General features: G+C 70.7%; 15 protein-coding genes. 6 read left to right on the plus strand and 9 right to left on the minus strand.

The annotated features are described in order from the left end of the window. Positions 1–273 precede the first annotated feature (273 nt). The gene (locus Q0R63_RS13605) at positions 274–1,080 is read right to left on the minus strand and encodes a hypothetical protein (protein ID WP_295698179.1); all 807 of its coding nucleotides are present in this window, start codon (positions 1,078–1,080) and stop codon (positions 274–276) included. Between the two features lie 160 nt (positions 1,081–1,240). Between Q0R63_RS13605 and serC the strand changes: the two genes are divergently transcribed. Together serC and Q0R63_RS13615 are read left to right on the plus strand one after the other, a co-directional pair. Beyond that, positions 1,241–2,365: a phosphoserine transaminase gene (serC, locus tag Q0R63_RS13610; RefSeq protein WP_295698182.1), complete on the plus strand. Its 1,125-nt coding sequence runs from the start codon at positions 1,241–1,243 to the stop codon at positions 2,363–2,365. Positions 2,366–2,622: 257 nt separating this feature from the next. Then, positions 2,623–3,228, plus strand: a complete 606-nt coding sequence (locus tag Q0R63_RS13615; protein WP_295698185.1) for a uridine kinase — start codon at positions 2,623–2,625, stop codon at positions 3,226–3,228. Positions 3,229–3,496: 268 nt separating this feature from the next. On the opposite strand, the gene Q0R63_RS13620 is transcribed toward Q0R63_RS13615, so the two are convergent. Together Q0R63_RS13620 and Q0R63_RS13625 are read right to left on the minus strand one after the other, a co-directional pair. After that, on the minus strand, positions 3,497–3,814 hold the full coding sequence (locus Q0R63_RS13620) for a type II toxin-antitoxin system PemK/MazF family toxin (protein WP_295698187.1): 318 nt from the start codon (positions 3,812–3,814) through the stop codon (positions 3,497–3,499). Continuing rightward, a complete protein-coding gene (locus Q0R63_RS13625; protein ID WP_295698190.1) occupies positions 3,804–4,034 on the minus strand; it encodes a hypothetical protein in 231 nt (76 codons plus the stop codon). Before Q0R63_RS13625 ends, Q0R63_RS13620 begins: the two co-directional genes overlap by 11 nt. A 302-nt stretch (positions 4,035–4,336) precedes the next feature. Between Q0R63_RS13625 and Q0R63_RS13630 the strand changes: the two genes are divergently transcribed. Both Q0R63_RS13630 and Q0R63_RS13635 read left to right on the plus strand, forming a co-directional pair. Continuing rightward, the gene (locus Q0R63_RS13630; RefSeq protein WP_295698192.1) at positions 4,337–4,903 is read left to right on the plus strand and encodes a GNAT family protein; all 567 of its coding nucleotides are present in this window, start codon (positions 4,337–4,339) and stop codon (positions 4,901–4,903) included. Positions 4,904–4,985: 82 nt separating this feature from the next. Next, positions 4,986–5,873 (plus strand): aminoglycoside phosphotransferase family protein, encoded by an 888-nt coding sequence (locus Q0R63_RS13635; RefSeq protein WP_295698195.1) that lies wholly within the window; start codon positions 4,986–4,988, stop codon positions 5,871–5,873. Positions 5,874–6,040: 167 nt separating this feature from the next. Here the strand turns inward: Q0R63_RS13635 and Q0R63_RS13640 are convergent, their stop codons facing one another. From Q0R63_RS13640 to Q0R63_RS13650, 3 genes are all read right to left on the minus strand, one after another. Beyond that, on the minus strand, positions 6,041–7,345 hold the full coding sequence (locus tag Q0R63_RS13640) for an MFS transporter (RefSeq protein ID WP_295698198.1): 1,305 nt from the start codon (positions 7,343–7,345) through the stop codon (positions 6,041–6,043). Continuing rightward, a complete protein-coding gene (locus Q0R63_RS13645; protein WP_295698200.1) occupies positions 7,342–7,782 on the minus strand; it encodes a MarR family transcriptional regulator in 441 nt (146 codons plus the stop codon). The genes Q0R63_RS13640 and Q0R63_RS13645 overlap by 4 nt, the downstream gene beginning before the upstream one ends. Positions 7,783–7,858: 76 nt before the next feature. Next, positions 7,859–9,352 (minus strand): NCS2 family permease, encoded by a 1,494-nt coding sequence (locus Q0R63_RS13650; protein ID WP_295698203.1) that lies wholly within the window; start codon positions 9,350–9,352, stop codon positions 7,859–7,861. A 67-nt stretch (positions 9,353–9,419) separates the two neighbouring features. Here Q0R63_RS13650 and Q0R63_RS13655 point away from each other — a divergent pair, with 67 nt between their 5' ends. Beyond that, positions 9,420–9,680: a DUF2530 domain-containing protein gene (locus tag Q0R63_RS13655; protein WP_295698206.1), complete on the plus strand. Its 261-nt coding sequence runs from the start codon at positions 9,420–9,422 to the stop codon at positions 9,678–9,680. 115 nt (positions 9,681–9,795) lie between these two features. Here the strand turns inward: Q0R63_RS13655 and Q0R63_RS13660 are convergent, their stop codons facing one another. From Q0R63_RS13660 to Q0R63_RS13670, 3 genes are all read right to left on the minus strand, one after another. Beyond that, the gene (locus tag Q0R63_RS13660) at positions 9,796–10,542 is read right to left on the minus strand and encodes a DUF3027 domain-containing protein (RefSeq protein WP_295698210.1); all 747 of its coding nucleotides are present in this window, start codon (positions 10,540–10,542) and stop codon (positions 9,796–9,798) included. 2 nt (positions 10,543–10,544) lie between these two features. Next, positions 10,545–10,940: a cold-shock protein gene (locus Q0R63_RS13665; RefSeq protein ID WP_295698213.1), complete on the minus strand. Its 396-nt coding sequence runs from the start codon at positions 10,938–10,940 to the stop codon at positions 10,545–10,547. A 140-nt stretch (positions 10,941–11,080) separates the two neighbouring features. Beyond that, positions 11,081–12,031: an aldose 1-epimerase family protein gene (locus tag Q0R63_RS13670; protein ID WP_295698219.1), complete on the minus strand. Its 951-nt coding sequence runs from the start codon at positions 12,029–12,031 to the stop codon at positions 11,081–11,083. Between the two features lie 113 nt (positions 12,032–12,144). Here Q0R63_RS13670 and Q0R63_RS13675 point away from each other — a divergent pair, with 113 nt between their 5' ends. Continuing rightward, positions 12,145–14,487: a helicase-associated domain-containing protein gene (locus Q0R63_RS13675; RefSeq protein WP_295698217.1), complete on the plus strand. Its 2,343-nt coding sequence runs from the start codon at positions 12,145–12,147 to the stop codon at positions 14,485–14,487. Positions 14,488–14,529: the final 42 nt, after the last annotated feature.

Raw genomic sequence — 14,529 nt, forward strand, 5'->3', positions numbered from 1 at the left:
AAGGAGATCTGGTCATAGGTCTCGTCCTCCTCGAGGCGACCCTCGAACGGCTCCAGGTGCGGCATACGGGCGAGTGTGTCAGCCCGGACCGACACCCCCCACCCCTCCGTTCCGAACACACGTTTTGTGAAGTCTCCGGGGTCGGAGAGTGCGAGAACTTGACAAAACGTGTGCTTGGAACGGAACCCCCCGGGCCGCAGGCAGCGGTATGCCGGGCCGGCCCCTGGTCGGGGCGGCCCGGCATACCGGGTGGTGCTGGTAGTGCTGGTCGGGTCAGACCTGGGGACCGTCGGTCCGCAGCTTGTCGACCTCGGCCATCGCCTCGCGCAGGCCCTGCAGCCACTCGTCGGCGTGCTGGCCGACGAGGGTGACGGCCCAGGCGAGCGCCTCGGAGCGGGAGCGAGCGACGCCGGCGTCGACGAGGGTGTCGAGCACCTGCCGCTGGGGCTGGCGCAGCCGGGTCATCACCGGGATGGCCTGGTGCGTGAAGATGGCCGACTCCTCGCCGATCGTCGCGCCCCAGCCGACCTTGCGGCCGTAGCGCCCCTCCGCCTCGAGGGCGATGGCCACCCGCTCGTCGCGGCTGGTCTCGCGGAACCGGCTGATCCGGCCCTGCGCGGCTGCCGCCGAGGTCTCGTCACCCTCCTGGTGGTCCACCGGCGGGAGCTCACCGATGACGATGACCTCCTCGCGGTCGACGTTCACCGTGGGGGTGCCGACGAACCAGTCGGAGGGAAGACGTCCGGCGAACCAGCCCGCGACGTCGTCCGCCGCCGGGAGATCGGCCTGCTGCCAGCCGCCGGGACGCCCGAACGGGCCTCCTCGGCGTCGGCCGCCCGGTCCACCGGGACCGCCCGGGCCGAACGGGCCGAAGCCCGGACCCCAACCGGGACCGAAGCCGCCGGGTCCACCGGGGCCGCGTCGGCCACCACCGCGCGGACCGCGACGGCCCCCGCGGGGACCGCGACCCTCGTCGGCGTTGTCGTCCGCTTCTTCGGCGAAGTGCTCGGCGAAGCCGCGGTCGTCCTGAGGGCCACCGTGACGGTGGCCGCCGTGCTCGTTCTCATGTTCGTGCCGCATGGTCTGGCCTCTCTGGTAATGGTGATTACATGATTACAGAGCATCCAACGGGGGGCAAGAGGAAAAGATTCCCGACCTCGAACAGCCTCGGCCCGCCGGCTGGGTCCAGCCCGTGGACCCGGGTCGGAGAGCCTGTGCCGTGGTTGGTTTCATTGCTCCCATGAGCGACGCGCTGACGATCCCGGCCGACCTCCTGCCGAAGGACGGCCGCTTCGGCTCCGGCCCGAGCAAGATCCGCCCCGAGCAGGTCGACTACCTCAGCTCGCTGAGCCGCACGGTCCTCGGCACCTCGCACCGCCAGGCACCGGTGCGCGGCCTCGTCGGCGAGGTGCGCGACGGGCTCGCCGCGCTCTTCTCGCTGCCGGACGGCTACGAGATCGTCCTCGGCAACGGCGGGTCGACCGCGTTCTGGGACATCGCCGCGTTCGGGCTCGTCCGCGAGCACGCGCAGCACCTGGCCTTCGGCGAGTTCTCGGCGAAGTTCGGCGCGGTGACCCACAACGCGCCGTTCCTCGGCGACTCCACGATCATCACGGCCGACCCGGGCTCCCTCGCCACCTCCCGCGCCGAGGCCGGCATCGACGTCTACGCGTGGCCGCACAACGAGACCTCCACCGGGGTCATGGCCCCCATCCGCCGGGTGGAGGGCGCCGACGAGGGCGCCCTCGTGCTCATCGACGCGACGTCAGGCGCCGGCGGCCTGCCGGTCGACGTCGCCGAGACCGACGTCTACTACTTCGGCCCGCAGAAGTGCTTCGCCTCCGACGGCGGTCTCTGGCTGGCGGCCTTCTCCCCCGCGGCGCTCGCCCGGGTCGAGGAGATCGAGGCGTCCGGCCGCTGGGTGCCCGACTTCTTCAGCCTCCCCACGGCCGTGAGCAACAGCCGGCTCAACCAGACCTACAACACCCCGGCCCTCAGCACGCTCGCCCTGCTCAACGCCCAGATCGGCTGGATCAACGACCGGGGCGGCCTCGACTGGGCCGTCGGGCGGACCCTCGACAGCTCGAGCCGGCTCTACTCCTGGGCGGAGGCCACGGCATACACCACGCCGTTCGTGACCGATCCCGCCGCCCGCAGCCAGGTCGTCGGCACCATCGACTTCAACGACTCGGTCGACGCGGCTGCGGTCGCAAAGACGTTGCGCGCCAACGGGATCGTCGACGTCGAGCCCTACCGCAAGCTCGGCCGCAACCAGCTGCGCGTCGCGATGTTCCCCGCCGTCGACCCCGACGACGTCTCGGCCCTCACGGCCTGCATCGAGCACGTGGTCACAGCCACGTCCTGACGTATGCCGTGGGCCTGGACGCCGCTGGGTGGCAACCCCTCAGGGCAGCCGGTCAGTCCCGGCCCCCACCCTCGTCCACGAAGGTGCATCCATCTCCGCGGCGAGCTCGCGCGACGCCGCGACGTCCTGCGGATCGTCGCGCAACGACTCGGCCTCGGCTCGAAGAAGAGCCCTGCGGCGGGCCAGACCGTAACGTCGACGCACGGCCCCAGCAGTCGAATGCGTGGCACCCAATCCCGAAGCAGTAGGGTCCTGCGATGCCCGATGTAGCCTCTCTGGCGGCCGGTACTCCCGTCCTGGATCGACCGACCGTGGTTGCGGTGGACGGCCCGGACGGTAGCGGGAAGACGACATTCGCCGAGTCTCTCGCGACTGCCTACACCGCACTTCGGAGGGCAGTCCACGTCGTCCACATGGATGACTTCCTCAACCCCCGGTCCGTCCGGTATGCCAGGGGCAGGACCTCGCCAGAGGGGTTCTTCCACGACACCTACGACCTCGCCGGGTTCACCACCCGGGTGCTGGATCCGTTGAAACCGGGCGCCGCCCGGTCAATATCCCTGCGCGCCTTCGATCATCTCGCCGACGCGCCAATCCACGAGGAGCCTGTCGCGATCGCGCCAACGGCAGTCGTGGTCATCGAGGGCATGTTCCTCCACCGAGACGAACTCTGGGCCCACTGGGACATGTCCGTCTTCTTGAATGTGCCGTTCGCGGTCACAGTCCCGCGCATGGTTCAGCGAGACGGTGCTCCCCCGGACCCGAAACACCCTTTGTGGTTCAGGTACTTGCAGGGCCAACGCCTTTACCTCTCAGCGTGCAAGCCCACCGAACGAGCCACATACGTCATCGACAACTATTGAGATCAGCGGACTGCGTCTGCGACATGTCGGAGCTAGACCCGTTTCGAGAACACCCTCGACTCGGCAGCGGTCGCAAAAACGCTGCGCACCAACGGGATCGTCGGCGTCGCGCCTTACCGCGGCTCGGCCGCAACCAGCTATGTGGCGATGTTCCCCGCCGAGGACGCCTGAGTCCGCACCGCCTGCCTCGAGCATGTCGTCTTTGCCACGTCCTGACGTGTGCCGCCGGCTTGGACACCAGTACGGGGCGACTCCTCCGAGCAGCTGATCAGTCCAAGCCCAACACCGTCATCAGCGCTGCGTCGACGGCCCGTAACTCGGCCGCGTCGAGCCGTCCAGCGAACTCCCCCAGCCGGGTCTCCGGATCGACGACGGTGAGCTGCTCGAGCATGACGCGGGTCCGAACGCCGTCAACCTCGATCTCGGGCCGAAAGGTTGCCTCGCGCCTCCCCGTGGATGTGGGTGCGACGAGCCACGTTGACAGCGGGAGGTCGTCGGACTGCACCACTACGGCGAACCGGCTTCCCGCCTGCTCGTGCCCGCGGACGTTCTTAGGTGCTCGGAGCCGGTACAGGTCACCACGCACGAATGGCATCCATCTCCGCTGCCAGCTCACGCGACGCGGCGGCGTCCTCAGGATCATCACGCAGCGACTCGGCTTCGGCTCGAAGAAGAGCCCGGCGGCGGGATCGGTCGGCCTCGAGGATCGCGGTCCTGGCCGCCTCCGAACGCGACACACCACCGAAGGTCAAACCCTCGAGGGCGCGCTCCACCTCAGGGTCAGTGCGAATTGTCAGTGAACTCATATGACGTATCGTAACGCCTCGTCCAGTGCGTGGAACCGGGCGCCTCAGATCCTGACCCCACCTCCCCCAGCTGTTCGTTTCCGACCCCTACGCCCCAGCAGGTCCATGACTCGGACGACACCAAACCTTGCGTCGGCACCGGAGCGCGAGGATACTCATCGGGCGCGACCGCGACGACGTCAGAGCCCGAGGGGCGGGCCGCGGCTGGCTGGGTCAAACACAGGAGGTCGAGAGGCGTTGATGAGGGGAGCGGGAGCAGTGGTGCCCCAAGAGCGTGGCCGGATGCTCGGAGACGAGGGTCTGTGCTGACCGGCGAGAGGGTGGCGCTGCGGGCCCGGCTCGACAGCGACGTGCCGCTGCTCCAGGCCGGGTTGTACGACGACGTCGCCACCCGGGTGCAGGCGGACAGCCGGGCCTGGCGCCCGATTTCACCGGGATCAGCTGCCTCCCCCTATGCGCCGACGCTTCCGTCGTCGGAGGTGGCGATCTTCACAGTCATCCTGTTCGTCGGCAACCGGCCTGCCGACGACGAACGGCTCCGCAGCGGCACGTCAGGCGACGAGGTCATCGGCGACGCCCTCCTGTGGGACATCGACCTGCACAACCGCAGCGCCCATCTCGGGATCTCCCTGATGTCGGACCACCGTGGCCACGGGTACGGCTCTGACGTCGTGCACGTGCTGTGCCGCTACGGATTCGACCTGCTCGGTCTGCACCGCTTGCAGATCGACACCCTCGTCACCAACACCGCCATGCGCGCGGCCGCCGTCCGCGCCGGGTTCATCCACGAAGGCACCCGCCAGGACGCCGCCTGGGTCCAGGGCCGGTTCGTCGACGAGCTCGTCTACGGGTTGACGACCAGCCGATAGGCGGGCCGTCGCTCCTCTCTGGACCACTGGACCTCAGGTCCCGGAGCGACACCCGCGTCAGCGGGGGGCAATGATGTCCGTCGTGGAGGTCCCTGACGCTTTTCGGCGCTCACCGAGGTGGGAGCACGACCCGGCCGGACAGCGCTGGCTCGATGACCTGCCGGGGCTCGTCGCCGTGACCTCCATCGCCTGGGGGCTGACCGTCGACGGCACGGTCAATCACGGGTCCAACGCCCTCGTGGTCCCCGTGCGCTCCGCACTCGGACCGGCGGCCTTGCGCCTCACGCCGGGCGACGCCGGGTCGGCGGCCGATGTACGCGCACTGGAGTTCTGGAGCGACGGACCCGTGGTCCGCGTCATCCGCTCCTCGCCCGACGGGGCGGTCATGCTGCTCGACGGTCTCGATGCCTCCAGCCCCCTGTCGACTCGGGCTCCCTCCGAGATCGCGGAGGTGCTCGGCGGGCTGGTTGCGGCGATGGCGACCACCGCCCCTCCCGGCGACGTCCCGTCGACGACCGATGTGGCCCTGGCGATGGCCACGCAGGGCCGTGAGCGATGGCGCGGAGCCGGTCGGCCACTGCCGGAATCCGTTGTCGAACACGCGTGCTCGCTCGCAGTTGACCTCGCCGACGATGACCCCGGGCTCGCGGTGAACGCCGACGTGCACGCCAACCAGGTGCTCCAAGGCGCCGGCCGGTCGTGGGTCGTCATCGACCCGACGTTGTGGCGGGGCGATCCGGCATACGACCTCGCGCGTGGGGTGTGGACCCTCGTCGACCGGTTGCCCGATGCCGCGTCGATCCGCACGTATGCGGCAGCCCTCGTGCGAGCTAGCGGGTTCGACGCGGACCGCGCGTGGGCGTGGATGCTGGTGCGGACGGTCGACTACTGGCTGTGGGGAGTCGAGGCCGGGCTGACGGAGGACCCGCTCAGGTGCGAGCGGGTGATCGATACGCTCGAGGAAAGCTGACCCACAAGCACTCCGCGACGGGTGGGGTCGGCGAAAAGCACTCCAGCAGTGCGGAACTCAGTGCCTGCCGTTGACGATCGCGGCGATCACGGCGACGACGACGAGCAGCACGAGGACGGCGACGGTGAGGCGCTGCCGGAAACGGACGTTCATGTGAGCGGCATCCGTCAGCGCGCGGCTTCGGGGGCCGGCACGGACGGCTGCCCGGACCGGCTCGACACCGTCGAGGTGACCTGAAACCGCGGTCGACGGGCGGACTGGTAGCTCACCCGCACGTTGTCGCGCCGGGTCAGCAGCACCGCGGTGACCACCAGGGCGAGAGTGACGGCGATCGTGCCGACACCGATGGTCCAGCGCGGGCCGGCGTGGTCGCCGAGCCACCCGATGAACGGCGACCCGATCGGGGTGCCGCCCATCAGGATCGCCATGTAGAGCGCCATCACCCGGCCGCGCATCTGGGCGTCGACGGAGAGCTGGACCATGGCGTTGGCGGTCGTCATCGTCGTCAGGGCGCAGAGACCGACGGGGATCAGGGAGATGGCGAAGAGGTCGTAGGTCGGGGCGATCGCCGCGAGGAAGGTCGAGACGACGAACCCGGAGAGCGCGACGAGGAGCACCCGGAGCCGCGGGTTCTTGCGCCGGGCCGACAGCAGGGCGGCGGCGAGCGAGCCGATCGCGAGGATCGAGCCCAGCAGGCCGTATTCCGTCGCGCCCTTGTCGAAGACCTTGGTCGCCATCAGCGCCGTGGTGATCTGGAAGTTCATGCCGAACGTGCCGAGCATGAAGACCAGGAACATCACGAGCATGAGGTCGGGGCGGCTCCGGACGTAGGCGAACCCCTGACGGATCTGGCCCTTGCCGCGGACCCGTTCCGTGGGCATCAGCTCGGTCGAGCGCATCGTGGCGAGCGAGAGGATGACGAAGAAGAAGGACAGCCCGTTGACCAGCAGCGCGACACCGGTGCCGACCCAGGCGATGACGAGGCCGGCGATGCCGGGGCCGATGAGGCGGCCCATGTTGAAGGACGCGCTGTTGAGTCCGACGGCGTTGGAGAGGTATTCGCGCGGCACCATCTCCGACACGAAGGTCTGACGTGCCGGGTTGTCGATGGCGGTCGCGACGCCCTGGAAGAAGGCCACGGCATACACCTGCCAGAGCTGGACGTTGCCGGTGAGCGTGAGCGCCGCCAGCGCGAGCGCCGACAGCGCCAGGCCGGACTGGGACACGAAGAGGATGCGCCGTTTGGGGAACCGGTCGGCGATCATCCCGGTGAAGGGGGCGAGGATGAGGAAGGGCAGGAACTGCAGCCCGGTCACCGTGCCGAGCGCGGTCGCGGAGTGATTGGTGAGGATGGTGAGGACGAGCCAGTCCTGACCGACCCGGCCCATCCACGTGCCGATGTTGGAGACGATCGAACCGCTCGCGTAGATGCGGTAGTTGCGGATCTTGAGAGAGGCGAAGGTGGGGCTCACTGGGCCGCCACCCGGGTCAGGATCTCGGAGGCCCGGACGAGGACCTCCTGCTCTTCGGGGGTCAGCCGCTGGACCCGGCTGGCCATCCAGGCATCCCGCTTGCGCCGCGTCGTGCGCAGCATCCGGGTGCCGTCGCTGGTGATCGAGAGGATCACCTGGCGGCCGTCGCTGGGATCGTCCTGCCGGGCGACGAGACCCTGCTCGACGAGCGCCCCGACCGTGCGGGTCATCGTGGGCTTGGCGACCCGCTCGATCTCGGCGAGCTCACCCGGCGTCTTGGGGGCGTCCTCGAGACGACTGAGCACCGAGAACTGGTGCGGCGCGATGTCGTGGCTGGACTCGAAGCGCACCCGGCGGCTGATCCGCATACAGGCGAGACGGAGGTCGTTGGAGACCCGCGCGATGTGCGTGGGCGTGGAGGTCGGCGTCTGGGTCATCGATCGTTAGCCTAACTCATTACCTTGGCTAACGATTCGGAGTGGCCACGAGGGCGAGCCGATACGGTTGTCGCACCTAGGACACGTGCAGCAGCGCCTTGATCGGGTCGATCGCGAAGTAGGCGATGAAGAGCACGGCGACGACCCACATCAGGGCGTGGATCTGGGCGGCCTTCCCGCGGATCACCTTGATGAAGACGAAGGTCACGAAGCCCGCGCCGATGCCGGCGGTGATCGAGTAGGAGAACGGCATGAGCACGATCGTGAGGAAGGCCGGGATGGCGATCTCGAGGTCGTCCCAGTCGATGCCCTTGACCTGCTGCATCATCAGGAAGCCGACGACGACGAGGGCCGGGGTCGCGGCCTCGTAGGGCACGATCGCGACGACCGGCGAGAACAACGTCGCCAGCAGGAAGAGCACGCCGGTGACGACGGAGGCCAGCCCGGTCCGTGCTCCTTCGCCGACGCCAGAGGCCGACTCGATGTATGCCGTGTTGCTGCTCACGCTGCCCGCGCCGCCGGCGATCGCGGCGACGGAGTCCACCAGGAGGATCCGCTCGTAGCCGGGCGGGTTGCCGTTCTCGTCGAGCAGCCCGGCCTCGGCGCCGATGGCGACCATCGTGCCCATCGTGTCGAAGAAGTCGGCGAGCATGAGGGTGAAGACGATCAGCAGCGCGGCGATGACGCCGATCTTGCCGAACGAGCCGAAGAGGTTGGCGTGGCCGAGCAGCCCGAAGTCGGGGGCGGCGACGACCTGCTTGGGCAGGGTCGGCACGTTGAGACCCCACCCCGTCGGGTTCACGACCTTGCCGGTGGCGTCGGTCTGGGAGCCGACCTTGAAGATCGCCTCGACGACGATCGCGAGCACGGTGCCGCCGACGATGCCCCAGAGGATGGCGCCCTTCACCTTGAGGACGATCATCGCGATGATCGAGGCCAGCCCGAGGACGAAGACGAGCAGCGGCCAGCCGGTGAGGAACCCACCGACCCCGAGCTCGAGCGGCGTGGCCGGGGCCTTGCGGACGAACCCTGCGTCGACGAGCCCGACGATCGTGATGAAGAGGCCGATCCCGACCGAGATCGCGGTCTTGAGCTGGGTCGGCACGGCCCGCAGCACTGCGGTCCGGAAACCCGTGAGGACGAGCGCCGTGATGATGATGCCCTCGAGGACGACGAGGCCCATGGCGTCGGCCCAGGTCATCTGCGGGAGCTTCGCGATCCCGAAGGCGACGAAGGCGTTGAGCCCGAGGCCGGTGGCGAGCGCGAGCGGGAAGTTGGCGACGAGGCCCATGACGATGGTCATCACGCCGGCGACGAGCGCTGTCGCGGCCGCCACCTTGAGCTTGGCCGAGTCGATGTCGCCGCCGCCGAGGAAGGCTCCGGTGGCGTCCTTCTGGGTGCCGATGATGAGCGGGTTGAGCACGACGATGTAGGCCATCGTGAAGAACGTGACGACCCCGCCCCGGACCTCGCGGCCCAGGGTCGAGCCGCGGTCGGTGATCCGGAAGTACCGGTCGAGGGTGCCTCCACCGCTCGGGCGGGGTGTCGGGGCGGGGGCGGTCTTCGACATGGCGCAGAGGCTAGCGCCGACACGGCATGGGCCCGGGCCTGACCCGCCGACGAACTAGGGTGGGCTCGTGAGCGAGGAGACCCGCGGGGACGACGGCACAGCGGTTCCGGTCGTCGAGGAGCTACGCCCGCTGGCCCTCCCGATGCGGCGCATCGTCGAGGTCGGCCTCGGCCTCTGGGCCCTCGGACTCGTCCTCACCCTGGCCGTGCCCGCCCTGCACTCCGGCGAACGCTCGTGGTGGCCGTGGTGCTGCGTCACCGGGCTGGTGCTCGGGGGGATCGGCCTGGTCTACCTTCGCCGGGGTCGGGGCAACGCGGCCGAGGCCTGACCGCCCATCCCGTATGCCGCCGCCCGTCGCCCCGCCCTCGGGTGGAGACGGCTCAGGTTGGGGACGGCTCAGTTGGGGATGGCTCAGGTTGGGGACGGCTCAGGTTGGGGACGGCTCAGACCAGGACGTCGACCGCGAACTCGTCGACGATCGGCGTGCCGATCGGCTCGGGCTCCGGGGCCTCCGCGTCGGTCTCGCTGTGCGCGCCGCAGCCGTGGTCGAGGCTGACGACGGACCCGTCCGAAGGTGACCACTCGCTGGCGCAGACCCCGAAGACGGTGCGCAGGGCACCCGCCATCGGCACGAAGAAGCCGCACGTCGAGCACGTCGCGGTCGCCTTCTCGGCCACCTCCGCGGTCGGCCCGTGCGAGCCGTCGTACCACCGCTGGGCGGCGACGTCGCGACCCTCTGCGGACAGGACCCGCGGACGACCGAGGCCGAGCTCGAAGACGGCCATCTGGTCGACGTCCTCGTCGCCCGTCGCCTCGAACCCGGGCTCGAGGTAGTCGTCCTGCTCCTTGTAGGGGAGCACGTCACCGGCGCCGAGGTCGCCGGGAGCCAGCCGCTCGGCATACGGGAGCCACTGCGGCGACAGGATCGCCCCGACGCCGGGCACGAGGCTGGTCTCACAGACCGTGGCGTCCTTCTGGCGCGAGGCCCGGGCGACGGAGACGGCCCACCGCCAGCCCTGGTAGGCGAACGAGGTGCACGCGAAGTAGTGCGTCGCGAGGCGTTCCTCGTCCATGACCATCTCGAGGTGGTCGCCCACCGTGCCCGGCTCGGCGATACCGACCAGAGCCTCCCGGGCGAGATCGCTCGCGGCCAGCAGGGAGGGGTCGGTCTTGGTCTTGGTCTCGGGCACGGTCAGGCCTCCAGGTCGCCGGCGACGGCGCGCAGCACCTGGGCGATCTTGCCCGCGCCCGCCTTGTCGGGATAACGCCCGTGCCGCAGTCCCTCGGAGACGTTGTCGAGGAGCTTGATGACGTCCTCGATGATGACGACCATGTCCTCGGCGGGCTTGCGGGCGGCGATGCGCTTGGTCTTCTCGATCGAGGGGGCGGGGTCGAGGACGCGGATGGTCAGCGCCTGGGCACCGCGCCGTCCCTCGACGACGCCGAACTCGACGCGTGTCCCGCCCTTGAGCGTCGTCACGCCCTCCGGGAGCGCGTTGGCGTGCAGGAACACGTCGGCGCCCTCGTCATCGGCGAGGAAGCCGAAACCCTTCTCCGCGTCGTACCACTTGACCTTGCCAGTCGGCACAGTCCACCTCGTTGCTGATCGTCCGGGCCGCGGGCGCGGCTCGATGGCGCATGTCTGCGCTTGCGTCAGGAGTTTATCGGGAACGGCCAAGCCGATTTACCGTCGCCCATCGACAGGCAGATCCGTGGGCCGGAGACGGTTCATCCGACGGCGATGCCCCAGGTGCCGGTGTGCCGCTCGCCCGGCTCGAGCACGAGGAGGTCGTCGCCGGAGCGGAAGGCGCCGGGAGGGCAGGTCATCGGCTCGACCGCGAGCCCGTTGGTGCCCTCCGTCGCCGAGGTGGCGCGGCCGGTGAAGACCTGCAGCCAGGGGTAGGTCGCGTCGCCCCAGAGCGCGAGCCGGCCGTGCGGGACGCCCTCGATCGCGACCTCCCAGCGACCGTCGCCGTCGCGGACGAGGTCGGTGTAGGCGGTGTCGAGCGCCGTGCCACCGATCACCCGCCCCGCCCGGAAGTCGTATGCCGTCCCCTCCACCGGGTGGGTCCCCACCGGCAGCAGGCGGTCAGGATCGACCTCGAGATAGGTCGAGCCGGGGACGGTGAGGGTCACGCCGTCGAGGGAGGTGTCCGCGAGCGAGAGATAGGGGTGGGCGCCATAGCCGAAAGGCGCGCGGGTCGTGGACCGGTTGGTGGCTGTTGTCGTGACAACCAGCCCCGTGTCGGTCAGGGCGTAGCTCGTCTCGAGGTCCACCACCCACGACCACCCCGGCTGCGGGTGGAGGCGCAGGGCGACCGTCAGCGAGTCGTCGGTGTGCTCGGTCAGCCGCCAGGGCACCCACCGCACCAGACCGTGGCTGGCGTTGTGGAGTGCCGGCTCGGTCAGGGCGAGCAGGAGGTCCGCGCCGTCGAACGCGTAACGGCCGTCCTCGATCCGGTTCGGCCACGGGATGAGCTGCTGACCGCGTCCCGCGATCACCTGTGCATCAGCGGCGAACCCCGCGACCACGTCGATGCCGCCGCGGGTCCAGACCCGTAGTCCCCCGCCCACCTCGGTGACCGTGAGCTCGTCGCCCCCCCGTCGCAGGGTCCACTGGACACCGGTGGGACAGGCGGCGTCGCCGGCCTGCTCGGCGGTGGTGGGCGTCGCTGGCATCACGGCACACAACCTAGTCTCGCAACCGGCCGAGCCCGTGGGCGACCGCGGCCGGAGGGCGGGGAAGGGTCCCGGCGGCAGCGGGCGTGCCGGCCGCGGCTTACCGTGGACCTGTGCCCACCCGACCTGCCGCGCCGACTGCCGCGCCGACTGCGGAGCCATCGACCGTCCGCAGCCTGGCGGACGACATCCGGGCGCGGAGCGACGAGGAGCTGAGCACGCTCATCCTCGGGCGGCCCGACCTCGCCCGGCCGGCGCCGGCCGATCTGACCGCCCTGGCCGCCCGGGTCAGCACCAAGGCGAGCGTCCAGCGGTGCCTCGAGTCCCTCGACCGCGCCGAGCTCCAGGTGCTGGAGGCGGTCGTCGTGGCCGACGACGGGACCAACCCGGTGGAGGTGGCCCGGCTGCTCGGGACGGACACCGACGTCCGACCCTTCCTCGACCGCCTGCACGCACTCGCCCTGCTCTGGCGCGGTCCCGACGGTCTCCACGTCGTCCGGACGGTGCCCGAGGTGCTCGGGCCGTCGCCGGTCGGCCTCGGCCCCTCGGCCGCCGAGCTGCCCGGCACGCCCGCCGGTCAGCTCGTGGACCCGGCGGAGATCGTCCGCCTGGTCGCCGAGGCGCCGGCCGGCGGACGCAGCATCCTCGACCGGCTCACCTGGGGACCGCCGGTGGGGGTCCTCAACGCCGACGGCTCCGGCGCAGGGGCGGCCCGGTGGCTGCTCGACCACGGCCTCCTCGCCCGGGTGGCGCCGGAGCACCGGGCCCTGCGCATCGCCAGCGTCGACTCCGGTGACACGCGCGTCGTGCTCCCCCGGGACGTCGCGATCGTGCTGCGCGGTGGCCACATCCACCCGGAGACCCGGCTCGAGGCACCCGTCCCGGTGTCGGTCGAGATCGGTGTGCCGACCGTCGACGCGACGGCTGGTGGCGAGGTCACCGAGGTGCTCACCCTCCTGGAGGAGATCGCGACCCGCTGGGGTCCGGAGCCACCACGCGTGCTGCGCACCGGGGGTCTGGCCGTCCGCGACCTCAAGGTCCTCGGCGACGCCCTCGAGCTGACGGCCGAGCGAGCCGCGTGGCTGGTCGAGATCGCTTATGCCGCGGGCCTCCTCGCCGACGACGGCGAGCTGGTGCCGGTCTGGGCGCCGACCGCGTCCTTCGACGAGTGGCAGTCCCGCGACGCGGGGACGCGGTGGGCGCGACTGGCGAACGCCTGGCTCACGTCGACGCGCGCCCCCCACCTCGTCGGCGTGAAGTCCGTCGGCTCGTCCAGCGCCGCCAACGCCCTCGGGCCCGACGTGCACTGGCCCCCCATCCGAGCCATCCGGGCCGAGGTGCTGGCCGAGCTGACCACGCTGCCCCCCGGCATCGCCTCGACCCCGGCGTCCGTCATCGAGCGCCTCGGCTGGCGGCGCCCGCTGCGCAACCCCCGGGTCCTGCAGACCGCCGCCGTCGCCGTCCTGCGCGAGGCCGAGTGGCTCGGGGTCACCGGGCGCAGCGGGTTGTCGACCGCCGGGCGCGCACTGGCCCTCGGGGGCACGGCGGAGCAGATCGGCGCGGCGATGGCCGGCACCCTGCCGAGTGCCGTCGACCACGTCCTGCTGCAGGCCGATCTCACCGCCATCGCTCCCGGGCCCCTCGAGGGCATGCTCGCCCGGCTGATGCGGCTCAGCGCCGACGTCGAATCACGCGGTGGCGCAACGGTTTACCGGTTCAGCCCCATGTCGGTCCGGCAGGCACTCGATACCGGGCTCACCGCCGACGAGCTGCTCGAGTCACTGCGCCTGGCCAGTCGCACGGGCGTTCCTCAACCCCTCGACTACCTCGTGCGCGACGTCGCCCGTCGGCACGGGCAGACCCGCGTAGGTGGGGCCACGGCATACATCCGCAGCGACGACGAGACGGTGCTCGAGGCGATGCTGGCCGAGCGGGTGCTCGCACCCCTGCAGCTGCGCCGGATCGCGCCGACCGTCCTGGTCTCGCCAGCCCATCCCGGCACGCTCCTCGACCTCCTGCGGGAGAGCGGTCACGCGCCCGTGCAGGAGGGGCAGGACGGCGCGGTCGTGGTCGCCGCACGCACCGCCCGTCGGGCCGCGGGCCGGAAGGACTCCGTTCGCCCGGTCGTCAGCCCGATCGATGGCAACTACGCCACAGCGCTCGTCGAGGGGCTACGCATGGCCGAGGAGGCCGCCGAGCACCAGCGCGCGACCCAGGACCCGCGTCAGCCGCGACTGATGGCGACCGACCCGACGGTGACCATCTCGGCGCTGCGCGACGCGGCCGCCGACCGGCGCGGTGTCTGGATCGGGTATGCCGATGGCACCGGTCGCACCACGACGCACCTCTTGTACCCCACCCGGGTCGAGGGCGGGCGCGCCTTCGGGACGCTGGCCGACAGCACCGACGAACGGGTGTTCTCGATCCACCGGGTCACCGGCGTCGCGCCCGCCTGAGGCTGCTGCGGGCCATCCCTTTGTCGGGTCACCCGATAAAGG

Origin of the sequence: Lapillicoccus sp., assembly GCF_025353065.1 — a bacterium.
Classification (GTDB): domain Bacteria; phylum Actinomycetota; class Actinomycetes; order Actinomycetales; family Dermatophilaceae; genus Lapillicoccus.

Coding starts and splice junctions, on each gene's coding strand:
- Q0R63_RS13605 (WP_295698179.1), bottom strand. CDS start 1,080: ATGCGGCACGAACATGAGAACGAGCACGGCGGCCACCGTCACGGTGGC.
- serC (WP_295698182.1), top strand. CDS start 1,241: ATGAGCGACGCGCTGACGATCCCGGCCGACCTCCTGCCGAAGGACGGC.
- Q0R63_RS13615 (WP_295698185.1), top strand. CDS start 2,623: ATGCCCGATGTAGCCTCTCTGGCGGCCGGTACTCCCGTCCTGGATCGA.
- Q0R63_RS13625 (WP_295698190.1), bottom strand. CDS start 4,034: ATGAGTTCACTGACAATTCGCACTGACCCTGAGGTGGAGCGCGCCCTC.
- Q0R63_RS13645 (WP_295698200.1), bottom strand. CDS start 7,782: ATGACCCAGACGCCGACCTCCACGCCCACGCACATCGCGCGGGTCTCC.
- Q0R63_RS13650 (WP_295698203.1), bottom strand. CDS start 9,352: ATGTCGAAGACCGCCCCCGCCCCGACACCCCGCCCGAGCGGTGGAGGC.
- Q0R63_RS13670 (WP_295698219.1), bottom strand. CDS start 12,031: ATGCCAGCGACGCCCACCACCGCCGAGCAGGCCGGCGACGCCGCCTGT.